This is a genomic window from Streptomyces sp. NPDC005799 (assembly GCF_040630525.1).
GTDB lineage: Bacteria > Actinomycetota > Actinomycetes > Streptomycetales > Streptomycetaceae > Streptomyces > Streptomyces griseorubiginosus_B.
In genome coordinates this window covers 207,747-230,831 of record NZ_JBEXXQ010000005.1, presented here as the reverse complement: position 1 = coordinate 230,831, position 23,085 = coordinate 207,747, and the positions used below count along the sequence as shown (strand labels likewise).

The following is a 23,085-nucleotide window of genomic DNA, read 5'->3' as shown; positions in this document are numbered from 1 at the left end:
GGAATCAGCTGTGGACGGTGAGGACCGGGTCGAGCACGAGCCCGAACGCCTTGAGCACACCCAGCAGTTCACGGTGGCCGAACGCCTGGCAGGCCGAGGCCAGGCCGACCCGGCGCGGCGGCTGCTGCAGCAACGAATGGGCGGCGTACGCCTGCAGCAGCCCGGTCTGCTTGTAGTTGCTGTTGCCGTGGATCACACAGTGGGCACGTCCCAGCGGGCCAGAGGCGTGGACGGAGTCCACGGAGGTGTTGATGCGCGGGTTCTCCCGGGGCGGCATGCCCGCCTGCACCGAGGCGGCCACCTCGGCGAGGGCGGCGTCCTGCTGGTCAGCGGGCAGGGTCTTGATCTGCGACTCGACCATCTTGACCGTCTCCACCACGCCCTGCATGACGGCGCGGTCCGTGACTCCGCCGAGGACCTTGCAGGTCGCGACCCTGGGGTCGTTCTTGAACCACACGGGGTGGAGGGTGCCGCCCCATGGCAGGGCGAGAGCCGTCTCATGCTGCCCGGGGACGGCGACCTCGAGGGCGGTGAGCGGGTCCCACCGGCGGTACTGGTTCTCCTCCAGGTAGTACCAGTCGGCCTTGAGGATGGTGAAGATCGTCTGGGTCGAGGCGTAGGTGGGGAAGCCCTTCCACAGCACCAGGATGTCGAGGGTGTCCAGGCCGGGGGTCTCCAGGCAGATGTTGGCGGCGATCTCGCCGGTGGTGTACATCTGCGCGACGCCGGGGGACAGGAGCAGTCCCTTCTCGGCGTAGTCGTCGGCCCATCGTGTCTGGGCGTCGAGGACCCAGTCCTGTTCCCCCGTCGTGTCGAGATAGTGGCAGCCGGCGGCGAGGGCGGCCTCGACGACCTCCGGCCCGTACTTGATGAACGGGCCGACCATGTTGCTCACCACCTTGGCGCCGCGGAAGAGCTCCGTCAGCGGTCCGACCGCGTGCTCGACCTCGACGACCTCGTGCTCGACGGTGTCGATGCCGGGGACCTTGTCGAGGACTTCCTGGATACGGGCCTTGTCGCGTCCGGCGGCGATGAAGGGGATGTTGTACTCGCGGAGGTATTCGCAGACCAGACGGCCGGTGTAGCCGGAGGCCCCGTAGACGACGACGGGCTTGGTGTTGCTCATGAGGGATCGGCCTTTCGTACCTGGAGGTGCTGGGGGAAGCCCGTCACATGCCCATGCCGCCGTCGACCGGCAGACCGGCTCCGGTGATGAAGCGGGCGCCGTCGGAGGCGAGGAAGACCACGGCGTCGGCCATGTCGGCCACCTCGCCGAGCCGGCCCAGCGGGGTCTGACCGATCACTTCGCCGACCGCCGCCTCGGCGCTGGGGAAGAGCCCGAGAGTCTCCATGTCCGCGGCGAGCCGGGCGCCCATCTCAGTCGGTACCAGGCCGGGAAAGACACAGTTCACGCGCACGCCGTAGCCGAGCTTGCCCGACTCCAGTGCGGCGACCCGGGTCAGCCGGTCCACAGCAGACTTCGTCGCGGAGTAGCCCGAGATGCCGGGAAAGGCGATGGTCGCCGCGACCGAAGCGATGTTGACCACCGCGCCGCCGGCGCCGGCCGGACCCCCGGGGCGCATCGCCCGGAAGGCGTGTTTGATGCCAAGGGCCGTCCCGAGGACGTTCACCTCCAGCATGCGACGGACGTCGGCCGGGTCCAGGTCGACGACCAGGGCGGAGATCTCGATTCCGGCGTTGTTGACGACGATGTCCAGGCCGCCGAGTTCGCCGACCGTCTGTGACACCGCCGATTCCCAGCTCGCGTCCTCGGTCACGTCGAGGTGGACGAATCCGGCGGTGGCGCCGGACGCCCGCAGGGAGTCGGCCGTCGCCTTGCCGGTCTCCTCCTGGATGTCGCCGATGATCACGGCGGCGCCGGCCCGGGCCAGTGCCTCCGCCATCCCCGCGCCCAGTCCCCGGGCTCCGCCGGTCACCAGCGCCCTGCGCCCGGTCAGGTCGTACACGCTCATGGAACATCTCCTCGTCGAGATGGCTGTGTGCCGGCTGCGTGCCGTGCAACGTCAGCGTCGAGCACGTCTTGACAGTCGTCAAGACTTTCTTGTACGACTGTCAAGATTTTTCTGGACGAGCGTCCAAGGGAACACTGGGTGCGGGCCGTCCGTCGCGGTAGCCTGGGGCCGAGTCCGCAGGGTGCGGGCCATCGGAAGGGCGGACGGAAGGCTCACCGTGACCCAGACCCTGGGCAAGAACCAGGACCGGATCTCCCGGCGCCAGGTCGACAAGTTCGCCAAGAGGCGGGCGCAGCTGGCGGCGTCCGCGCTGCAGACCCTGTCCGAACTCGGCTACGCCCGCACGAGCATGCGCGAGATCGCGCAGAACTCCGAGTTCTCCCACGGCGTCCTGCACTACTACTTCCGCGACAAGGTGGAACTGATCACCTTCTGCGTGCGGCAGTACAAGGCCGAGTGCGTCACCCGCTACGACCAGATCGTCGTCACCGCGGGCACGGCCGAGGAGCTCAAAGAGGGCTTCGCCGAGGCGATGGCCGGCACACTGCGCGAGGACGCGCCGATGCACCGGCTCTGGTACGACCTGCGCAACCAGAGCCTGTTCGAGGAGTCCTTCCGGGACGACGTCCTCGCCATAGACCAGAGTCTGGAGCGCATGATCTGGCGCATCGTCAGCCTCTACGCGGAGTTGGCAGGCAGGGCGCCGGCGGTGCCATCTCCCGCGGCGTACGCCGTGTTCGACGGAGCGTTCCAACAGGCGCTGCTGGGACATCTGGGCGGCCGCGAGAGCGCCGCGGATGACCTGAGGACGAGCGTCACGCTGCTTCTGGAGCAGCTGATGGCGTCGGTCTGAGCGCGTCGGTCTGAGCGCGTCGGGTCGGCCGACTGCAGCAGCACGCGTCGTGCGCCGTCTGCCCCAGTGTCGTGCCGGGGGGCCGACGTGACGGAGCCCGGTGGAGGGGCGACCGACCGCGCGCGGGATCGGAGCCGGGGTCCGACAGTCCGGTCCGGCTTCGGGCACCCGTCCTCGCCGTAGCGACACGCGGGGGGCGGCCGAAAACCGGCGTCATCCCTTCCGATTTGCCAGATCTTCATGACCATTTCCAGCCGTTTGCTTGACCGGCGCATGACAGTATCGGGTCTGCGGTGTCAGCCTTCTGCAGGAAGTTCACCGTTCCTTGACAGATTCACCACGCGGTGCACTCGCAGTACCACTCCCACCCCCCACCTCCTTCCACCCGCATGCCGTGCAGCCTCCAGACCGGCGTCCTCTGCCGCTCCGTGCCGCCCGCGGTCCGCCACGGGCCGTCATATCGAAGGAGAACCCGTTGTCCCTGCAAGATCGCAGCTTCGCCCGGCGCAGACGCGCCGCGCTCGCTCTCACCTCCCTGGGGTCCCTGCTCGCCCTCGCCCTCCCCGGCCTCGCCACCGCCGCCCCGGCCGATCCGGGCCCCGCGAAGATCACCGCCAAGCCCCGCGCCGGTGCCCTGCCGGCATCCCTGACGCCCGCCCGCCGCACCGCTCTGCTGAAGACCGCCCAGTCCGCGGCAGTCGGCACGGCACGCCACATAGGCCTCGGCGCCAAGGAGAAGCTCCTCGTCAAGGACGTCGTCAAGGACGCCGACGGCACCACGCACACCCGTTACGAGCGCACCTACGCCGGCCTGCCCGTCCTCGGCGGCGATCTCGTCGTCCACGACAACAGCGGTCGTATCACCGTCACCAAGGCGAGCCGGGCGGCCCTCACCGTGTCCTCGCTCAGCGCGAGGATCCGTTCGGCCGTCGCCGCCGACAAGGCTGAGACGGCCTCCGAGCACGCCCGGGTCAAGGGCTCGAAGATCGAGCGCAAGCCGCGCCTGGTGATCTGGGCAGGCTCCGGAAAGCCCGTCCTGGCCTGGGAGAGCGTCGTCGCCGGCGTGCAACGGGACGGCACCCCCAGCGAGTTGCAGGTCGTCACCGACGCCAGCACCGGAAAACAGCTCCTGGCCGACGAGAAGGTGGACACGGGCACAGGCACCGGCGAGTACGTCGGCACGGTCCCGCTGGGCACCACCCAGTCGGGATCGACGTACCAGCTCACCGACCCCGACCGCGCGGGGCACAAGACGTACGACCTCAACCAGGGCACGTCGGGCACCGGCACCCTCTTCACGGACGACAACGATGTCTGGGGCAATGGACTGCCCTCGAACCGTCAGACCGCGGGCGTCGACGTGGCGTTCGGTGCCGCGGCCACCTGGGACTACTACAAGGAGACGTTCGGCCGCAACGGCATCCGCAACGACGGTGTCGCCGCCTACAGCCGTGCCCACTACGGAAACAACTACGTCAACGCCTTCTGGCAGGACTCCTGCTTCTGCATGACCTACGGCGACGGAGAGGGCAACACCCACCCGCTGACCGCGCTGGACGTCGCGGCCCACGAGATGAGCCACGGTGTCACCGCCGCCACCGCGGGCCTGAACTACTCGGGCGAGTCCGGCGGCCTCAACGAGGCGACCTCCGACATCTTCGCCGCCGCCGTGGAGTTCTACGAGAATCTCCCGGCCGATCCCGGCGACTACCTGGTCGGCGAGAAGATCGACATCAACGGCGACGGCACCCCGCTGCGGTACATGGACAAGCCCTCCAAGGACGGTGCCTCCGCCGACAGTTGGAGCCCCTCCCTCGGCGGCCTGGACGTCCACTACTCCTCGGGCCCCGCCAACCACTTCTTCTACCTGCTCTCCGAGGGCAGCGGCGCCAAGACCGTCAACGGCGTCTCCTACGACAGTCCGACCTACGACGGTCAGTCGGTCACCGGCATCGGCATCCAGAACGCCGCCGCCATCTGGTACCGCGCCCTGACGACGTACATGACCTCCACCACCGACTACGCCGGCGCCCGCACCGCCACCCTGTCAGCCGCCGCCGACCTCTACGGCGCCTACAGCCCGACCTACCTCGCCGTCGCCGACGCCTGGGCAGCGATCAACGTCGGCCACCGCATCGCCCTCGGAGTCAACCTCGCCCCGATCGTCGACCAGACCAGCGGTATCGGCCAGGCGGTCAGCCTCCAACTGGACGCCTACACCACCAACTCCGGAGCCGCTCTGACCTATGAGGCCACCGGGCTGCCCGACGGCCTGAGCATCAGCCCGAGCGGTCTCATCACCGGCACGCCGACCACCCTCGGCACCGGCGATGTCACCGTCAAGGTCACCGACAGCACGGGTGCGTCCGTCTCGAAGACCTTCAGCTGGCGGATCGCCTATGTCTACGCCAACTCCACCCGCGTGGACATCCCGGACAACGGACCCGCCGTGGAGTCACCGGTGACCATCACCGGCCGCGACGGCAACGCCTCCGCGACCACTTCCGTCTACGTCAACATCGTCCACACCTACCGCGGTGACCTGACCGTCGACCTGGTCGGTCCCAACGGCACCGTCTACTCCCTGCTCAACCGCAGCGGCGGCTCCGCGGACAACGTCGACCAGACCTTCACCGTCGACGCCTCCGCGCAGCCGCTCAACGGCACGTGGAAACTGCGCGTGCAGGACCGGGCATCCATCGACGTCGGCTACATCGCCCGCTGGCAGCTCACGCCCTGACCCATGAACGACACACCGCTGCCCGGACCCGCCGGTCCGGGCAGCGGCACGGAGACATACGGGGGAGTTGAAGTTCCACGGAGTCGTCAGACAGGCTGTTCCGTCTCGGCTTCGTCCTTCGGGTCGGGCTGGGTGGCTTCGGGGGTGGTGTAGAAGACCGAGCGGCCCTGCTTGGTGCGCTGCGCCTGGTTCTTGGCAACGAGCCCTTCGAGGGTCAGGCGCACGATCTTGGTCTTGATCTCCCGGTCGGGGTGCTGTTGTTCGAGTTCGGCGGAGATCTCGGCGGCGGAGCGGGGCTCGTGCAGGCCGGCCAGGTGTTCGCGGACGAGGTCGACGAGTTTGGGCACGGCTCGCGGCCCGGCCGATGAGGCGGCGGTGCTCCGCTTACGGGCCTCCTTGCCGGCCGGCGCGGCCTCCTTGCCGGCTGACTTGTCGGTCCGCCTCTGCTTGCCCGAGCGCGATACGGGCGCGGGCGCCCGCTTACGGGGCGCGGGCACTGCCGTGGCTGTTTCGGGCTCCGGTTGTGCGGGAGCGCTGGGAAGTCCGAGGGCCTGCTGGACATTCACCAGGATGGTGTGGTCGTGCTGGAGGGCGCCCAACTGCTCCTGAAGTGCCTCGATCTCCTCGCGGACACGGTCTTGCTCCTTGAGGTTGCGCTCCAGGTCACTGGCTACCTGTGCGCCGTACTGTGTCGTCAACTCGGTTGTCACAGCGTTGGTTTCGGACATGGTCCTCACTCCTTTTCCCGGTTGCCTCGGCCGCCGATCGGCAGACGGCAGCATGTGCGGTGTCCTATGCGTACGCTGCACGGCCTGGTGACGCGTGATTCGCCGTGGTTGCTGCCGCACAGCTGTGTCGTAGCGATGGTACGGAAGGAATGAGCATTGTTCTCCATTACATGTCTGAATGCCAGCGGAGCGGAAGCCTGACCGACCTGGTTGCCACCGGTGGAGTGGGTTACCCGGCCCATATGACTGACATACGACCCCTCGCCCTGGTCACGGGCGCATCCGGTGGAATCGGCCTAGAGCTGGCACGGCGGTTCGCCCTGCACGGCTACGACCTCGTGGTGAACGCCGAAGACGAACGGCTGGAGTCCGCGGCACGGGCTCTGCGGGAGACGGGCGCGGAAGTCCGCGCGGTGCGCGCCGATCTGAGGGCCGCCAAGGGCCGGTACCTGCTGCTGGACGCGCTGGATGGGCTGACGATGGACGTCGTCGTCCTCAACGCCGGGGTCGGCCAGGGCGGCGCGTTCGTGGACACTGATCTCACCGACGACCAGGAGGTCATCGATCTCAACGTCACCGCCACCGTGCGGCTGGCCAAGCCACTGCTTCGGGGCATGGTGAAGCGCGGCGCGGGACGGATCGCGTTCACCTCGTCCGTCGCGGCGACGATGCCCGGTGCCTTCCAGCCGGTGTACAACGCCTCCAAGTCGTTCGTGCAGTCCTTCGCCCAGGCATTGGCGGAGGAGGTGAAGGACACCGGTGTGACGGTCACCTCGTTCATGCCGGGCCCGACGGACACGGACTTCTTCCGCAGGGCGGGCACGGCGGACGACACCCGGATCGGCACCATGAAGAAGGACGATCCCGCCACAGTGGCCGAGCAGGCGTTCGAGGCGATCATGAAGGGCGAGAAGAAGACCGTGGCCGGCTCGCTGAAGACGAAGGCCCAGGAGATGGCGGGGAAGGTGCTGCCCGACGGGGTCAAGGCCGTGGCGCACCGGCGGATGGCGGAGCCGGGAACCGGCAAGGACCCCGAGCAGCCGACGGAATGACGTGAGAGCGACCGTCGTCGCGTACCACCGGGCACCGGACAGAGAGAAACGCCCGTGTCATGTCACACGGTCGTCAGCGTATGCGCGCCGGGCACCCGCACGTCCCGCACGTCCCGTAGGCGAAGCCACTGCGCACGCGCGCCGGCATGCGCCGCAGGGAGATCCTCAGGTCCTGGTCCGGGACGGTGAATTCAAGATCGTCCAGGCGGAGCGCGAGCGCCTCGAGCTTGGCGAGAGCAGGCAGCGAACGGTCGATCAAGGGTGAGGTCGGCACCTCCATGCCCACCGGGTGCCCATGCCCGGGGCCGGGACACGTGCGGCCGGCACGCACGCCCTGCCATGGGGAGCCGACGCTGTTCGCTGATCAGGAGCCGGCACCTGCCTCCCACTCGCTACGGGCGTCCAGGACTGCCTGGTGCGGCACCGAGGGCATCGGGGGGCGGTGCACGGCGAGGGTCTCGACGCGGAAGGACAGTTCGGTGGCTGCGGGGTCGGGGGGCGGGTGGTAACGGCCCGCGCAGACAGAGAGGTTGACGATCAGGTAGGCGTGCCAGTGAGCGCCTACGCCCCGTCCGTCGGCGAAGACCTCCGTCCCGTCGAGCGACCACACCACATCCCGGCGGCCGAATGTGACCTCCAGTTCGATGGTCGCGCCAGGACGTACCGCCGGACTTCGGAGATACTTCTGCCCTTGCCGGACATGGTTGGACAGTTCCAGGAGATCCGGGTTGTCGGGGTGGTACTCGAAGACGTCGACCTCGTTGCCTCCGTCCCGCCAGGTCCAGATCGCCGGCCACGCGCCCAGCCCGGCGGGCAGGCGGACCCTGGCCCTGAGCCGGTCGCCGGTGCGCACGGTGAAGCCTTCCTCGCTTCCCTCGGTGGTGAGCAGGCCGGTGTTCCACCAGCCGTCCGTTCGGCGGGTGGCGCGGAACGTTCCCGTGCGGGAGTAGGCGGGGTCCGACGTGAGGTAGTCCAGCTTGTTGTCGCCCGGGTTGGTCGGGCCACCGTCGGGATAGGCCCAGGAACGCCCCGCGACCCACTGGCGTTCGGAGGTGAAATCGGCTGTGAAGACAACATCGCTCACTAGCGTGCTCCGTGGTGGTCGAAAGCGGTGCGGGATCGTCCGAGTGCTGCCCGTGCGGGCCCTTGGCCACTCGGTTGTCACCGGACCGGGCTTCCTCTTCGTCCTCCTGAGGGAAAGGTGTGTGCGGTGGGGTCGAACGCGTGGATGAGACGCGAATGCAGGAACCCTTCTTGATGCCGGGTTGCAGGGGTCAGGTCACCTTGAAGCCGTCGAAGGTGACCATGCCCCGTGTGCCGGTCCAGCCGTTGGCCGCGGTCATGAAGATTCCGATGTCCTGTGCGGCGGCCGCACCCGAAGGGGTGGCGGTGCCCACCGTCGTCCAGGTGACGCCGTCCGTGCTGGCCTCCCCGAGGTACGAGGCGCCGGATCTGGTCAGCCGCAGCCGCACCGGCGCGGTGAAGGACCCCGACAGTTCGATCGAGTCGAAACGGCCGTCGCCGTCGGCGTCCCAGCTCAGCGCGCACCCGTTGGACGGCGTGACCGCCAGGTTCACATAGCCGGCGCTTCCCTGAGCAGCCAGGTCGTCGCGGACGACGATGCCTGCCCGCGCCCAGCCCCCGGTCGGATCCTGGGCGGTGACCCTGACCTCGGCGACGGTCGTGTCGAGACAGGCGCCCGCCCGGTACACGGCCCCGAATTCGTTGGTGGCGCCCCACAGGTCCGCCCCGGCGCCCTCGATGGCGATCTCGTCCCCGGACTGGCCGAACACCGCGTCGTTGTAGGAGACCGTGCGGTACGGGTCCTCGACTCCGGTGGCGGCCAGCAGCCGTACCGGCGCCACCGCCTTCCCGCCGCCCGCGTACACCGCCGCCGCGACGACCTGGCCGACCAGTTGCGTGGGCTCGCCCGCCAGAGAGATCTCGAAGCGGGCGGTGAACGTGCCACCGGACGTCACCGAGGGCGTGCGCACCGGATCGAGCGGTTTCGCCGTCATGCCCTTGGGGACCGCGACGGAAAGGGTCACATCGCGTGCGGGCGTGAACCCGTTTCGGTTGGTGAAGCTGACCGTCACCGTCGCGGGCGTGCCCTCGGCCACCGCCGCCCGGTCGGCCGCCGCGGCGAGGGCCGCCTGATGGGGAGAGGCGGCGAGCAGGTCGCGCACGCGGCGGGCCAGGACGTACGCGGAACCGTGGGGTTCGGTCGGATGAGTCTCGTGTGCGTGCGCCCAGCCGTCCTCCAGGGCGAACCAGTCGATCGTCGCCGGGTCCTTCTCCGTGGCGAGGGCGTCGAAGAACGTCTTCCAGCGGGTGCGGTAGAGGCCGCCGACCAGCCCGGACCACTCCCGGTTCGCGTAGTCGTGCAGGCCCTCTTCGCTGCTGGCGCGTCCGCCCCACGTGGTGAGGAGGGAGCGGACGTCGTACTCGAGGCGGTCCTTCTCTGCCCGGTCGCTGCCCCAGGAGCGGGCGTCGGCGAGCCACCGCCCCAGCAAGTGCGGGCCGGAGGTGGCCAGCAGGTCGTCGAGGAGGTCCATCCAGGTCAGCCAGGTCCTGGTCAGTCGGCCGAAGAGGGCTCTGTCCCCTGCCGCGTGCGCGGCTTTGATCTGCGGCAGCAGTACCCGGCTGCGGTTGGACAGGACCTGCCGGGCCACGTCCACGACGTCGTACCGGTAGGCCGAGCTGCCCCGCAACTCGGGGCGTACGGCGAGGAGTTCGGTGAGCGCGGTGTCGAAGGCCGTGGTGTCGTAGCGGTCCTTCTCCGGGCCCCAGGCGGCGGCCTTGTTCGCCGTCAGGCTCGGACGGGCGCCGAACAGGCCGTCGGGGGCCTCGCTCCAGGAGTCCGCGCGTGACATGTCATACGCGGTGTCGCGGATCGTCTGCCAGGCGGCGGCTGCGTGCCGGTCCCGGCCGCCGTAGCGGGAGAGGGCGTAGGCGGCGAACCAGTCGTCCAGGTCGACGGTTCCCGGTGTCCACGCGAGGTCCGTCAGCAGAGCCAGGGCGGGCGCGTTGTTGTCCGCAGCCTCCGGCATCGCCGCGATACCGGCGAGTGAACTGCCCTCCTTGTCACGCCATTTGGGGTACTGCTCGACCCAGTCCGGGGCATTGGCGCCGATCGGCGTGTGTCCGCCGAAGTTCCAGATGCTGCCGAAGGCGTACGGGGTGCCGCCCCAGTCGCTCTCCCGGTCGGTGACGGTGGTGTACCGGTCCGACAGCCCGTCCACGATCAGCATCCGGCTCCTGTCGACGCCGTCGAGCAGTGCCCTGGAGGGGTTGGTCTGCCAGCCGAGGATCGCCCACACGGCCCCCGGGTGTGCCTTCCGCAGCGCCGCCTCGACGGCTTTCGCGGCCTCGCCCACCGGCACGTCTCCGGGGTTTCCGCCTTCGTGGAGCAGGTCCATCTTGTACATCGTGCTGTCACCGAACCGCTCCGTCTGGGCGCGGTAGAAGGCGGCGGCCACCTCGCGGAAGGCCATGGTGCGCGGGTCGAGCCAGTCGGGGCGTTTGAATGCGCCCCAGGTGCCCTGTGCCACCACCGCCGCGTCCCCGCCGTGCTGGGCCGGGAAGTCGTCCGGAACGGTGCCGTAGTAGCCCGGCAGGACCGGCGTCATGCCCAGGTCGCGAATCCGGTCGACGATCTTCCCGGCGAGCGCGGCCCGCCGCTCGATGAGCTGCCTTGAGACCGGTCCGCCGAAGCCCGACATGTTCTGCAGCAGCCACCAGGGCTGGTGGGCGGGGGCCGGAATCCAGGCGCGCAGCGCGGCGTCGGAGTAGCCGAAGCGGCGGAAGGTGTCGTAGTACACGGCGTCACCGCCGATGTAGACGAGGACCCGGTTGACTCCGTGCAGGGCGAGCACGTCCAGCTCGTGCTGCCAGGCGTCCCAGGTGCGGTAGGCGCCGGTGTAGCCCTCGTTGGTGTCGTTGAAGGCGAAGCGGTGCGGCACGTCGGCCGTACCCGTGATCTCCTCGGCGGGCGCGGGGAGGGTGCGCGGCAGGTTCAGCTGCTCGCCGGTCCAGGAGACGGAGGCGTGCGCGGTCCGCCGCAGGTAGGTGTGCAGGCCGGTGAGCAACACCCCGGTACTGGTGCCCTCCACCGTGATGTGCCCGGCCCGGCCGGTGACCCGGAAGCGGTCGGTGTCGTCGGCGAGGGCCCGCAGGGTGATCTGCCGGTGGTGGTCGGGCAGCACCCGCTTCAGCGCCGCCGCGGCGGGGGCGGTGTCGAACAGGGTGCCGCCGGACGCGTACGCGCCCTGCGGCCGGGCCAGCAGTGCGCCGCCGCCCAGCGCGACCGTCCCCGTCAGGACCCGTCTGCGGGTGACACCTGTGACGCCTAGGTCGCCTCGGTTGCTGTGCATGAACGTCCTTCCGGCAGGGCTCAGTTGACCGTCATGGCGAAGATGTGCAGGGCGGGGACGCCCGACTGGAGGCCGTCGCTGACCTTGGGCAGGACCAGGGAGCGCAGCTCCTTGCCTGCCGTCAGGTCGACACCGAAGGTGAACAGGCTGACGGGGCTGTCGTCCCGGCCGGTCGCGATGTGGCGGTAGGGGACCACCACCGCGGCGGCCGAGCTCGACCCGTACCAGTCCTGGACGGCGACGGAGAAGGGCTGTTCCGTGCCGTCGCCGTAGACGACCTTGCCGTCGCCCCTGCCTTCTCCCCAGGTGCTGGTGCCGAGGAAGGACAGGCGGGAGCCGGAGCCCGACAGCAGCACGGTCTGGCCGGCACTGACGACGTTGTCGAGGTTGCCGGGCGCGGTGTCCGGCCAGGTGAAGGTCACGCCGTCGTACGTGACCTCGGCCCCCGGAGTCAGCCCCACCGACGCCAGCGCCTCGGCGGACAGGCTGGAGTGCGAGCCGTCGATGTCGGCGACGGTGAGGGCGTTGTCGGAGGCGATCCCCGCGTTGTCGAAGGCTCCGTGCAGCGAGCGGTAGGGCAGCAGGACGGAGGACGTGGCGCGCGTGCAGTCGGAGCCGTGGCGGTGCACGTCGAACAGGGCGTGCGCGGTGAAGGTCGTCCGGCCCTCGGCGTCGTCGGAGAGCCGGGTCCGCCAGGTGCGGGTCACCGACCGTCCGGGCGCGAGACTGCCCAGGCTGTCCGGTTCTCCGCTGCCGTCCACGGCGAGATAGAGCGTGGTGCCGCGCAGCGCGATCCTGCTGGTGTTGGTGAGCGTGGCGGTCAGGGTCACGGTCTTGCCCGGTTCGGGGGCGGCCGGGGTGACGGTGAGTGAGACGGGCGGCGGGAGGAAGTCCTCCTCGGGGCGGTAGGCGCTCAAGACTCCTCCACGGTGAAGCGGTCGAACACGGCCCTGATCGTCGTGCCGGGATGGTTGAGGTTCACCGCGCTGGCCACACAGCCGGCGTCCAGCGTGCCGGTCGCGGAGGGCACGGTCACGCTTGCGATCTCGTTCCAGGCGAGGCCGTTGGTGGTGGAGTACGCGGTATAGGTGGTGCCGGAGCGGATCAGGCGCAGCCAGGCGGGGTGGGTGGAAGCGCCGCCGCCCGCCCAGGTGTCGAGGTGTCCGTCGCCGTCGCTGTCGGTCATGAACTCCACGCCGTAGGACTGCGACATGGTGAGCACCGCGTAGCCGCCCTCCTCCGGAGCGGTCAGGTCGTGGGCGACGGCGATCCCGTATTTGGCGCTGGGGTTGTCGCTCCCGGTGAGACTGACCGTCTTGACCTGCACGACACTCGATGCGGCGACGGATCCGGGAAGGCGGATGCCGCCCTTCTCGTCACGGCCGCCGGACAGGTCGGCGCCGCCCGCCCAGATCACCAACTGGCTGCCGTACTGGCCGAACCGGGCGTCGTCGGTGGTGGCGAACGTCTGGTACGGGTCGCGCACGCCGTTCGGCTCATAGGGCACGCTGACGGTCTTCGCGGCCCGCGCGCAGTCGGAGCTGCGTCCGTCCACGTCGAAGACCAGGTGCGCGGTGAACGCGACGTCCCCGGCGACGTCGGCCGGCATCGACGTACGCCAGCTGCGGGTGATCCTGGCGCCGCGGCGCACGTCACCGAGCGGGATGGTGCGTGCGGCTGCCGTCGCGCCGGGGTCCACCAGGTACAGGACGGCGCCGCGCAGGGGGAACGGGCAGTCGTTGACGAGGACCGCGGTGCCGGTGACGGCGTCGCCGCCGGCCGGTTCGGTCGGTAGGGTGGTGACGGTGAGGAGGGGACCGAGGGTGTCCGTACGTGCGCTCACGCCGCTCACCGCCGCTCCCAGTCGACGGTGAACGTGTTGGCGATCTCGCTGGGCAGTGTCTCCGGGACGCCGATGTGGACCTTGCCGTCGGAACGGGTCCATTTCAGCGGGCGGTTGTGGCCGAGCAGTCGGATCCGCGAGGTCGCGGAGTGGGGGATGTCGGCCGGCAGTGAGAGGGTGCCGCTGGGGGCACCGAGGACGATGATGTTGAACTTGCCCGGGCTGACCGTGTACCGGATGCCGAGCGGGCTGCCCTCCTCCTCGGCCCGCAGCCACGGCGTCGAGCCGTACACCGCGGGCCCGTTCACCTTCAGCCACGCCCCGATGTCCCGCAGGCGCCGTTGCATGACGTCGGGAATGGTGCCGTCCGGCTTCGGCCCGATGTTCAGCAGCAGGTTGCCGTTCTTGCTGGTGACGTCGGCGAGCAGATGGACGAGGAACTCGGAGGTCTTGTAGTCCTCCTCGATCTCGAACTTGTTGTAGCCCCAGGAGTAGCCCATGGTGATGCAGCACTCCCACTTCTGGGGGTCCATGGTGGGGTTGGTGCGCTGTTCGTACGTGGCGAAGTCGAAGTGCGTGTCGAAGCGGTCGTTGGCCACGACCCCCTTGGGGCGACTGCGGTTCTTCGCCTGGTTGTAGTAGTGGGCGAGGGGCTCCTCGCTGCGCCACGGCGGATTCCCGGACGGCCGGAACCACTGGCCGTCCGCCCAGAGCAGTTCCGGATCGTAGCGGTCGATGATCTCGTACAGCTGCTTCAGTTCGTAGGCGCCGATGTAGTCCTCGACGGGCTGGTAGCCGGTCATCGGGACCTCGGCGCCGGTGTAGGCGTTCTTCATCGGCCGGCCGAGCGCCGGGTTGAAGAACTCGCCGAGCGAGTAGTACAGGCCGGGCCGTACCGTGCCGCGTCTGCGTGCGGCCGCCATCAGCTCGCCGACCAGGTCCCGCTTCGGCCCGTACTTGCCCGCATGACGGTCCGTCACCTTGCTCGGCCACAGGGCGAAACCGTCGTGGTGCTTGCTGGTCAGCGTGAAGTACTCGGCACCCGCCTGCTCGAACAGCCGCACCCAGGCGTCCGGGTCGTAGTTCTCGGCCCTGAACTGCGGGATGAAGTCGTCGTAGAGGAAGTCCTGCCCGTAGGTGTCGCGGTGGTACTTCCAGGTGGGATCGGTGTCGAAGCTCTGGTACCACAGGTACCACTCGGCGGCCATCTGGCGGGCGGAGCCGGCGGGGACGGAGTAGACGCCCCAGTGGACGAAGATGCCGAACTTGGCGTCCTTGTACCAGCGCGGTACGGGGTGGGTGTCGAGGGACGCCTTCGTGGGCCGGTAGTCGGGGATGCCGCCACTGATCGCGCGCGCGGCACCGGGCGGGGCGAGGAGCACAGCGGAGCCGAGGGCCGTGGCCGTGGTCAGGAAGCGTCTGCGGCTGACGTTCACAGGGGACCTCTCAGTCGGCGGTCGAGAAGGAGTCGAAGACGGCTGTGGTGGTCTGGTCGGGGTGGTCGAGGTTGACGGCGCTCGCGACCATCCCCGCGTCGAGACCGCCGGCTGCGGACGGCACGGTCGCGGTTCCGATCCGCCGCCAGGTGGTGCCGTCAGCGCTGGCGTACGCGGTGTAGGCGGTGCCGTCGCGCGTGAGCCTGAGCCAGGCGGGGTGGTACGAGGCGCCGCCGCCCGCCCAGGTGTCGAGCTTTCCGTCGCCGTCGCTGTCGGTCATGAACTCCACGCCGTAGCTCCTGGACATGGTCAGCACCGCGTAGCCGCCCTTGTCCGGGGCGGTCAGGTCGTCGGCGACGGCGATCCCGGCCTTGGCGGAGGGTCCGCTGCCGGTCTGTTCGACGACACGGGCGGTGACGCTGCCGGAGGCGGGCACGGCGTCCGGCACATGGATGGCGGCCTTCTCGTCCTTCCAGCCGGCCAGGTCCTGACCACCCGCCCAGATCGCGAACTGGTCGCCGTTCTGGGCGTATTGGGCGTCCTCGGCGGTGGTGTACGTCCGGTACGGGGGGTTGACCGCGGACGGCACGGGGGTGACGTCGGCGGTCACCGTGTCGGTGTCGTGGCGTGTCCGGCCGCCCTGTCGGAACGAGGTGCTTACGCCGATGTCGTACGGCCCCCAAGCCGTGCCGGCGGACGGGGTGACCCGCCAGGTGACGGTGCAACTCCCGCCGGGAACGAGGGAGTTGGTGCGTGTTGGCCCCTCGGCCTCGGCGGTCCAGCCGTGCGGCAGACGCAGTCCGGTGGTGACCCGGGTGACGGCCCGGGGGCCGGTGTTGGTGACGGTCGCGGTGATCTCCGTGGCGCGGCCGGTCGGCAGACTCGGACGGTGCGGGCTGAACCGGACGCGGGCCGACGGGCAGTCGCGGGCCACGCCGAGGCCGGCGAGGTCGACCGCGTCGGCGAACGCCTTCATCCCGTCGTCGTTGGGGTGGAGGTGGTCACCCGAGTCGAAGGCGGCGGCGTAGCGGGTGGCATCGTCCGGATCGCGTACCGCCTTGTCGAAGTCGGCGTAGCCGTCGAAGACGCCGTCGTCGCGGACGAACGCGTTGACCTTCTGCCGGTCGGCCTCCTTGGCCTCGGTCCAGTAGTCGCCCCAGCCGCGGTACGGAACGACGGTGGCGCCGATCACCCGCAGCCCGCGGGCGTGGGCGCGACGGGCGATCTCCTTCATGCCGGCGATCACCTGGTCGCCGGTGGCGCCGCCCCAGCTGAGGTCGTTGACACCTTCGAAGAGGATCACCGTCCGGGCGCCCGGCTGGGACAGGACATCGCGCCGCAGCCGGTCCAGTGCCGAGGGGTTGCCGTCGGTGCCGGCCGTGATGCGGTTGCCGCTGATGCCCTCGTTGAGCACCCCGGCGGTGGAGGTGCAGGCCGACAGCCGAGCCGCGAGGTAGTCGGGCCAGCGCCGGTTCGCGTCCGAGGTGGAGGCGGCCCCGTCGGTGATGGAGTCGCCCAGCGCGACGACGGAGCCCCGTGCCCGACCGCCCCGCACGTCGACTCCGGTGAGGAAGGGGAAGGTGGAATCGGTCTTGGTGAACGCGCCCCCACCGGCGTCCCCGGCGTGGTCGCCGCCGCCGTCGGGTGTCCAGTAGACCGTCTGGAGCCCCATCCAGTGCTGGCTGACGTGAGTGAGCCTGCCGGGGAAGTACAGGCTGACCACCAGATCGCCACGGGCCGCGACGGGAATCCGTAACCCGTCGCTCGCCGCCTGCCCGTGGGCCGGGATCGTCACGGCCGCCTTGCCGCCGAACGTCAGATCGCGCGGACCCGACACGGACGAGCCATCCGCGCGCCGGCCCACGGTCGCGTGGCCGATCGTCACCGGCTGGTCGGTGAACTCGTTGGTCAGCCGGATCCGCACGCTCGTCCCGCCCGCGCTGACGTGCACCGGGATCCGCACGGTCACCTCGGAGGTGCCGGGGTCGTACGAGGCGTGCTGCGCGGTCGCCCACGTCCCCGTCCACGCCTGCGGCCGGGTCCCGGCCTCGGCCGAGGCCGCCGGCAGCAGGGCCGCCAGTACGGCTCCCACGGCCGCGACCGAGTTCACGAAAAGTCGGTGCCCTCGCCGGTGTCCCAACAGTCCGTCCATGCGTCCTTTCCTTTGTCCGGCGTTCGCGGGATGCGGTCCCACCGCTTGTCCGCGTTCGGGCATCACGCGCCGCCCCCGCGACTCAGCCTGGCGTCTGCCCAGTCAGCGTGGTCGAGGGCGTTGCCGTCCCCGCCGTCGGAGACGACGACCGTGGAGCGGGCGCGGCCGTTCTGGGGCATCAGCCAGCCGGGGAAACCGCCGCCGTCCGTCTCGGCGTTGATGTACGGGCCGGGACGCGCGATGACGTACAGCCCCGCGTCCTGGGCCATGTCGAGCAGCTTGTCGACGTCACGGACACCCGAGAAGTCGTACGGGCTGGGCAGCCGCCAGTAGTGGAACTCGCCGGACCACACGGTCGGCAGCAGGGTGGACGCGAGGCCGGCCAGAGCGGTCCGCCATCGCTTGGCGAGGCTCATTCGGTGACTCCCGTGCAGGTGAGGTGGGCGGCGGCCCAGTCGGCGTGGTCGGTGGAGACGTCTCCTCCGCTGTCCACCGTCAGGTCCAGCCAGCGGGCGCCGGTGACGTCCACGTCGACCGGCGTGCCGGGGTCGGAGCCTCGGAGGGTCGGGGTCGTGAAGAGGTCGCGTCCGTCCGCGGTGAGCTTGAACGAGACGCTCCCGCTGTCCCCGACCTCGTCGTCCACACCGACCGTGGCCGTGAACCGGGTGCAGAGGCCGCCGAGGTGGACGCGTACCTGGCTGTCGGCGTGCACGCCCAGGCCCTTGGTGTACGTCGTGCCGGCGATGGTCAGGGTGTGTCCGTCACCGGCCGCGTTCTCGCCGTTGGAGGTGTCCTTCTCGACCGGACCCCAGCCGTTGACGGCCCGCACGAGCGGCAGATCGCTCACGTACACGTCCCCGGCGGGTGCGGGCGGCGGTACCTGCACGGCCCGTTCACCGACCGTCTGCGCGGTGCGTCCGCCCTGCCGGTAGGAGGCTGTCGCCGGCAGCAGGGCGTACGGAACTGGGTCGGCGGGCGGAGTGACGGTGTACTGGGCGGTGACCGTGGCACCAGGGGCGACCCGGGCGAAGTGGGTCGGGCCGTCCGCCTTGGCCGTCCAGCCGTCGGGGGTCCTCAACGTCAGGTTCACGTCGCGTGCCGCCTTCTCGGGGACGTGGAAGGAGACGGTCGCCCGGCCCGTCTCACCGGTGCTCAGGAAGGGCTCGGCGGCCACGGTCACTTCGGCACCTGTCGTCGGGTTCGCGTACGTCTTCGCGTCGTACGACGGTGCCCGCACCGTCCCGATGTGGATGCCTCCCGCGCTCGCGCCGAGGTCGACGAGGCGCGCGGAGTCCGGTCCGGAGCCGTCGTGCGTGGACCAGACCGCGAGGGCGATGGTGTTGATGCCGTGTTCGTCGAGCAGACCGCTCGGGATGACGAAACGGGACTGCGGACCGGTGTCGGCGAGATAGCGGCCGATGAGCCAGCCGTTCACGAAGATCTGGGCCCGGTAGTCCTTGCCGCCGTTGCCGTCGGCGAGTTCGAGGGCGAGGGGGGTGTCCTGGCCGCGGGGCAGGTCGAGCCGGGCCGTGGTGCGGTACCAGCGCACGCCCGGGCCGGACTGCGCGGACTGTGCGGGGAGGGTCGTACGGGTCCAGGATCCGTCCGGGTAGCCGGGCAGGGACCAGCCGGAACGCTCGCCGTACAGACCGCCGTTGTTGTATCCGCCGCGTGCCGTGTCGACGGGGTGTTCGCCACCTCGGGTGCCCTGGATCTTCCAGGTGATGGTGGAGTCGGCGCCGATGAGGTCGGCGGAGAGCAGTCCGCGCGGTTCCTTGGAGTAGTCGTGACCCCATTCCTCGTTGTGGCCGGCGTTCTCGGCGAGGATCGCCAGCACGTTGTCGCCGCCTTCCGCGAGGGCGCCGTCGGGGATGGCGAAGGTGTGTCTGCCGTCGCCGTAATGGCCGAGGTAGCGACCGTTCAGCCAGGCCGCGTAGCTGCCGTGCGGGCCGGTGTTCGTGTTCAGGGTCACCGCGCTCGTGCGGCCCGTGGTCCGGAAGCGGCCCCGGTACCAGACGTCGCCCTGGTGGAAGCCGTACTCGTCCATGGCGAGGACGGGGGTGTACCCGGCGAGGTCAGGGTTGTTGGCGGTGAGGTGGTCGGCGACGGTCCACGCCAAGTCGTCGAAGGCGGGTGCGGACTCGGGGTTCTCCCCCCGCGTCCGCCACTCGTCGAGGGCGGGGAGTTCCACCGGGCGGGGTGCGGAAGTGACCGTGGTGCGGCGCCCGTTCCACGTCACGTGCGTGGCGTCGGCGATGACCTCGATCTTCGCGGCCTTCGTCGAGTCGCCCGTCAACTTCACTGTGCCGTGGTCGACGTGAGCCGTACGGAGCAGGGACGGGCCTCGCACCAGCACCGGCCCGTCGCTCGTGTCCTGTCGCCACCACTGAGCGGTCTCCTGATCGTCCGCGATGAGCAGGACGAGGTCGCCGATGCGTACCCGGATGAGGCCCCGGTGGGTGTAGTTCAGCCGCACATCACCGCGTTCGGCGTCCCAGGTGACGTCCGCCTTGCCCTCCAGGACGGTGACCTTGGGCCTGGACCTGTACCGCAGTACGGTCTCTGCCGCCTCGCCCCTCCTCCCGTACAGCAGCGCCACGTCGTCGGCGCCGATGCGGGCGTGGGTCATGATCTCGGAGGTGGAGTAGACGAGCCGCTGCCGTTCGAGGTCATAGTCGGCGACCAGGATCTTGGCGTCCCGGCCCGCGACCGTGACGTTGCCCTGCTGCGGGACGCGTGGGTAGTCGCCGTCCCGGCCGGACAGGGAGAAGGTGGTGGTGTCGGTGGTCTTCACCCGGGTGTCGGCGTGGCGGAGGGTGAAGAACTGGGTGCCGTCGTCGGGGTTCACCCTCCTGTCGATCCGCAGTGCGTCGTCGCTCGGCGCCGGCGCCGGGGCCCTGTCCGTTCGGGCCAACGGCTTCACCGCGTTGACGAAGTAGCCGAGCCGCTTGAACTCCTGGTATTTGTCGGTCAGTTGCCGTGACTCGGTGATCGGTGCGCCGTAGTCGTACGACGTGTAGACGGCGTTGGGGTCGGCGAGCCAGCCCCAGTTGGTGCCGCCGTACGTCATGTAGAAGGACTGGCCGGTGACGCCCGCGGCGATGTTCATCTTGCTGAACACACGGCTGAAGGCCGTGCCGGTGAGCTCGCGGCAGGCGTCGTAGCCGGAGCCGCCCCACGGGTCGAAGGCACCGCCCTGTGCCTCGGGGATGATCAGCGGGGACTCGGGTTTGAAGTCGTTGACGTAGGAATAATCGGGCAGGTCCTTCCACGTATCGGGGGCGGAGCAGTCGAACCCCTGGGGGTAGGCGTCGAAGCCGTAGATGTCCGGGGCGCCCTTGCCGCTGACCCAGTTCCTGTTGGGGCCGCCGTCGTTGACGAAGGTCGGGATGTCGATGCCGTCCTCGCGCGCCCAGTCGATGAGGGTCTGCATGTAGTCGGCGGACAGGCCGCCGCCCTGGTACTCGTTCTCGACCTGGTACAGGATCACCGACCCCGTGCCGCGGGTGAGCTGGTGACGGGCGATGATCGGGTTGATCCGGCTCATCCACTCCCGGGCGTCCTTCATGTACCCCTCGTCGGAGGTGCGGTTCACGCCCGCGTGCGTCTTGCGCCAGGCCGGTAAGCCACCGCCGGACACCTCCGCGTTGATGTACGGGCCCGGGCGGGCGATCACATACAGGCCCGCGCGTTCGGCCTCGTCGAGGAGTCGCTCGACATCGCGGACGCCGGTGAAGTCATAGGAGCCGGGGGCGGTGGAGTGGTAGCCCCAGTCGAAGTACAGGGAAACGGAGTTGAATCCGGCGGCCTTGATCTTCTGCAGCACGTCGTGCCAGGCGTCGGGGCTCGGCAGCCGGAAGTAGTGCAGCTCGGCGCCCCACAGGTACACCGGTTTCCCGTCGATGCGCACCGAGTACCGGTCGTAGGTGACGGTGTGCGCCGGTGGCGCGGCAGTTGGCGCCGATCGGGGGGCGGCCTGCACGGCGGGCGCGGTCAGGCAGCAGGCTGCGAGCAGTGCGGCCGTGAGCGGCGCGAGCCAGGTTCTCCTCACGACGTCAGCGCCTTCACGACCGCGTCCCGCGCGGTTTCGACGTCGGTGACGTTCTTCGTGCGGCCGTCGAGGTCGCGTGTCGCCGTGTCGAGGGCCTGGGTCAGGACGTCGCCGTCACTGGTGCCGCCGTCCTTCGTGCGCAGCTCCTGGATCAGCTCGAAGTCCTCGATGCCGTCCTTGAGTTGCTCCCATCGGACACTGGACATCGGGCCGTTCTTGCCGGGATAGACCAGGTACTCGTCGCCCTGCGTGAAGATGTAGACCGGCTGGCTGAAGGGATCGGACGTCCAGCTGTTGTACGACCAGCGAAGGAAGCCGTCCAGGTGGCGCTGTGCGGCGATCCACGGCAGCATCCGGGCCTCCACGGCGGGGGAGTAGGACAGCGTGTTGGGGTGGGCCGGGGTGCCGTAGACGTAGAAGGTGGTGACCTTGCCCTCGGCGCGGCGCTCCTCGGCCTTCGCCGCCGTCATCTGGTCGATGGTGTCCCAGCTGACGGACAGGTCGGACGCGAGGTCGGCGGTGCCGGCCGAGCCGGCCACGGAGATTCTCTGGTCGAACTGCGGTGCGACCTCGTGGACGAAGTCCCTGACGACCGTCATGGATGCCACCGGCCGCTCGTCGAACGACAGATACGTCCGGTCCAGCCAGCCCTTGGCCCGCAGGTGCTTGACGAAGGCGGGCAGGAACGTCCCCCACGCCTCGCGCCAGCGGTCTCCGCCCAGGTCGACGTTCTGGTAGACGCTCTTCCCGGTCCGGGTGTCGGTGTAGGTGAGGTGCTCGCCGTCCTGGAACGCGAGCATGGAGAACGCCCCGATGTCGGGGCCGACTCCTGCCTTCAATGCCGTGCGGACGTACCTGTCCCAGCGGGAGAAGTCGAAGGAGAACCGGGTGCCGTCCCACTTCCAGGCGACCATGCTGGAGTAGGGGGTGGCCGTCTGCGACCGGCGGGTGCCCAGTGACCACTGGTGGTGCCACGGGTTGTCGACGACGGTGGTGTTGACGACCTTCTGGCCGTGGCCCGCCAAGTCCTTGTCGTAGGCCTCGATCAGCTTCCAGTGCCGGTCCGACCAGGGCTCGACACCGGCGTTGAGCGCCATGGTCTCCGGCTGTGCCCACACGTCGAGGAAGAAGCGGTAGTCCTTCGGGTCCGGTAGGGCGGCGTTCGCCACCTGGACGGAGAGCGGGTGGGTGACCTTGGTGCCGTCGTCGGCGCTCACCCTGAGCGTGCCGGTGTAGGTGCCCGGGGCGGCGGTCTTCGGGATGTGGAAGGTGAACCACAGCGGCTGTGCCGCGTAGGCGGGTACGTCGACCGAGGGGCTCTCCTGCAGCGCGTCGCCGACGACGTCCGGGTCCCGGTCGCCAGAGACCTCGGTCGGGGAGCTGACCTGGTCGATGGTGGCCGACCAATCCATCTCGGTCTTGGAGCGCTGCACGGGCACGTACTTCACGAAGCGGACCTGTGTCCCCGCGCCGGAGATCCTCGCCCCGCCGGGCCCGGTGAGGTCGCCGACACTCGCCCGCACGCCGTGCAGGTCGTGGCCGGAGGCGATGGCCAGCTGGGCGGAGACCTGCTCGTTGCGGACGGCGGAGAGGGACAGGTCGCGGGTGTCCTTGCCCTGGATGGCGGTGGTCGGGTAGCGGGGGACGCGCACCTCGGCGGAGGAGGCGAAGGATCCGGTGGGCACCCAGGTGATCGTGTCCCTGGTGCCCATGGCGTCGGCGACCTTGACGGTCAGCCAGGTGGTCGTCGCTCTGTCGTTGACGTCCGTGGTGGATCTGCCGGTACCGGCGATCGCCGTGGTTGTCGCGGCTATGACAACCCCGGCGGCGAAGGCGGCGACGGCCGTCGGAACGCGTGACATGGTCCGGGCCCCTCTCAGGCTC

General features: G+C 69.8%; 15 protein-coding genes and 1 pseudogene. 3 read left to right on the top strand and 13 right to left on the bottom strand.

From position 1 onward, the window contains the following. Nucleotides 1-4 precede the first annotated feature (4 nt). Nucleotides 5-1,126 carry a DUF5938 domain-containing protein gene (locus tag ABZ453_RS07665; protein WP_359012561.1) on the bottom strand — a complete coding sequence of 374 codons (1,122 nt, stop codon included), beginning with the start codon at nt 1,124-1,126 and terminating at the stop codon, nt 5-7. Between the two features lie 43 nt (nt 1,127-1,169). After that, complete coding sequence (locus ABZ453_RS07660; protein WP_359012559.1) at nt 1,170-1,973, bottom strand: SDR family NAD(P)-dependent oxidoreductase; 804 nt, start codon at nt 1,971-1,973, stop codon at nt 1,170-1,172. Nucleotides 1,974-2,190: 217 nt separating this feature from the next. On the opposite strand from ABZ453_RS07660, the gene ABZ453_RS07655 reads away from it, so the two are divergent. Continuing rightward, a complete protein-coding gene (locus ABZ453_RS07655) occupies nt 2,191-2,826 on the top strand; it encodes a TetR/AcrR family transcriptional regulator (RefSeq protein WP_359012557.1) in 636 nt (211 codons plus the stop codon). 475 nt (nt 2,827-3,301) lie between these two features. Next, nucleotides 3,302-5,566 carry a M4 family metallopeptidase gene (locus ABZ453_RS07650; protein ID WP_359012555.1) on the top strand — a complete coding sequence of 755 codons (2,265 nt, stop codon included), beginning with the start codon at nt 3,302-3,304 and terminating at the stop codon, nt 5,564-5,566. An 86-nt stretch (nt 5,567-5,652) separates the two neighbouring features. On the opposite strand, the gene ABZ453_RS07645 is transcribed toward ABZ453_RS07650, so the two are convergent. Further along, nucleotides 5,653-6,294: a hypothetical protein gene (locus tag ABZ453_RS07645; protein ID WP_359012553.1), complete on the bottom strand. Its 642-nt coding sequence runs from the start codon at nt 6,292-6,294 to the stop codon at nt 5,653-5,655. Nucleotides 6,295-6,536: 242 nt separating this feature from the next. Between ABZ453_RS07645 and ABZ453_RS07640 the strand changes: the two genes are divergently transcribed. Next, a complete protein-coding gene (locus ABZ453_RS07640; protein ID WP_359012551.1) occupies nt 6,537-7,346 on the top strand; it encodes an SDR family NAD(P)-dependent oxidoreductase in 810 nt (269 codons plus the stop codon). Between the two features lie 73 nt (nt 7,347-7,419). Here ABZ453_RS07640 and ABZ453_RS07635 read toward each other — a convergent pair. The 10 genes and pseudogenes from ABZ453_RS07635 to ABZ453_RS07590 all read right to left on the bottom strand — a co-directional run. After that, nucleotides 7,420-7,572 (bottom strand): annotated as a pseudogene (locus ABZ453_RS07635) (cytochrome P450); the annotation flags it as partial. Between the two features lie 138 nt (nt 7,573-7,710). Next, on the bottom strand, nt 7,711-8,430 hold the full coding sequence (locus ABZ453_RS07630; RefSeq protein ID WP_359012549.1) for a beta-glucanase: 720 nt from the start codon (nt 8,428-8,430) through the stop codon (nt 7,711-7,713). A 190-nt stretch (nt 8,431-8,620) separates the two neighbouring features. After that, entirely contained in the window at nt 8,621-11,719 is a 3,099-nt protein-coding gene (locus ABZ453_RS07625; RefSeq protein WP_359012547.1) for an alpha-N-acetylglucosaminidase TIM-barrel domain-containing protein, read from the bottom strand. 20 nt (nt 11,720-11,739) lie between these two features. Then, a complete protein-coding gene (locus ABZ453_RS07620) occupies nt 11,740-12,636 on the bottom strand; it encodes a CARDB domain-containing protein (RefSeq protein ID WP_359012545.1) in 897 nt (298 codons plus the stop codon). Then, complete coding sequence (locus ABZ453_RS07615; RefSeq protein ID WP_359012543.1) at nt 12,633-13,562, bottom strand: hypothetical protein; 930 nt, start codon at nt 13,560-13,562, stop codon at nt 12,633-12,635. Before ABZ453_RS07615 ends, ABZ453_RS07620 begins: the two co-directional genes overlap by 4 nt. A 5-nt stretch (nt 13,563-13,567) precedes the next feature. After that, nucleotides 13,568-14,998 carry an alpha-L-fucosidase gene (locus ABZ453_RS07610; protein WP_359012541.1) on the bottom strand — a complete coding sequence of 477 codons (1,431 nt, stop codon included), beginning with the start codon at nt 14,996-14,998 and terminating at the stop codon, nt 13,568-13,570. Nucleotides 14,999-15,008: 10 nt separating this feature from the next. After that, on the bottom strand, nt 15,009-17,108 hold the full coding sequence (locus ABZ453_RS07605) for a GDSL-type esterase/lipase family protein (protein WP_359012539.1): 2,100 nt from the start codon (nt 17,106-17,108) through the stop codon (nt 15,009-15,011). Nucleotides 17,109-17,212: 104 nt separating this feature from the next. Then, nucleotides 17,213-17,566 carry a beta-galactosidase gene (locus ABZ453_RS07600; RefSeq protein WP_359012537.1) on the bottom strand — a complete coding sequence of 118 codons (354 nt, stop codon included), beginning with the start codon at nt 17,564-17,566 and terminating at the stop codon, nt 17,213-17,215. Further along, nucleotides 17,563-21,201 (bottom strand): beta-galactosidase, encoded by a 3,639-nt coding sequence (locus tag ABZ453_RS07595; RefSeq protein WP_359012535.1) that lies wholly within the window; start codon nt 21,199-21,201, stop codon nt 17,563-17,565. Before ABZ453_RS07595 ends, ABZ453_RS07600 begins: the two co-directional genes overlap by 4 nt. Continuing rightward, complete coding sequence (locus ABZ453_RS07590) at nt 21,198-23,063, bottom strand: glycoside hydrolase domain-containing protein (RefSeq protein ID WP_359012533.1); 1,866 nt, start codon at nt 23,061-23,063, stop codon at nt 21,198-21,200. Before ABZ453_RS07590 ends, ABZ453_RS07595 begins: the two co-directional genes overlap by 4 nt. Nucleotides 23,064-23,085 lie beyond the last annotated feature (22 nt).

What these genes read in the sequence shown, in the direction of transcription:
- ABZ453_RS07665 (WP_359012561.1), bottom strand. Translation starts at nt 1,126, where the DNA reads ATGAGCAACACCAAGCCCGTCGTCGTCTACGGGGCCTCCGGCTACACC.
- ABZ453_RS07660 (WP_359012559.1), bottom strand. Translation starts at nt 1,973, where the DNA reads ATGAGCGTGTACGACCTGACCGGGCGCAGGGCGCTGGTGACCGGCGGA.
- ABZ453_RS07645 (WP_359012553.1), bottom strand. Translation starts at nt 6,294, where the DNA reads ATGTCCGAAACCAACGCTGTGACAACCGAGTTGACGACACAGTACGGC.
- ABZ453_RS07640 (WP_359012551.1), top strand. Translation starts at nt 6,537, where the DNA reads ATGACTGACATACGACCCCTCGCCCTGGTCACGGGCGCATCCGGTGGA.
- ABZ453_RS07625 (WP_359012547.1), bottom strand. Translation starts at nt 11,719, where the DNA reads ATGCACAGCAACCGAGGCGACCTAGGCGTCACAGGTGTCACCCGCAGA.
- ABZ453_RS07600 (WP_359012537.1), bottom strand. Translation starts at nt 17,566, where the DNA reads ATGAGCCTCGCCAAGCGATGGCGGACCGCTCTGGCCGGCCTCGCGTCC.
- ABZ453_RS07590 (WP_359012533.1), bottom strand. Translation starts at nt 23,063, where the DNA reads ATGTCACGCGTTCCGACGGCCGTCGCCGCCTTCGCCGCCGGGGTTGTC.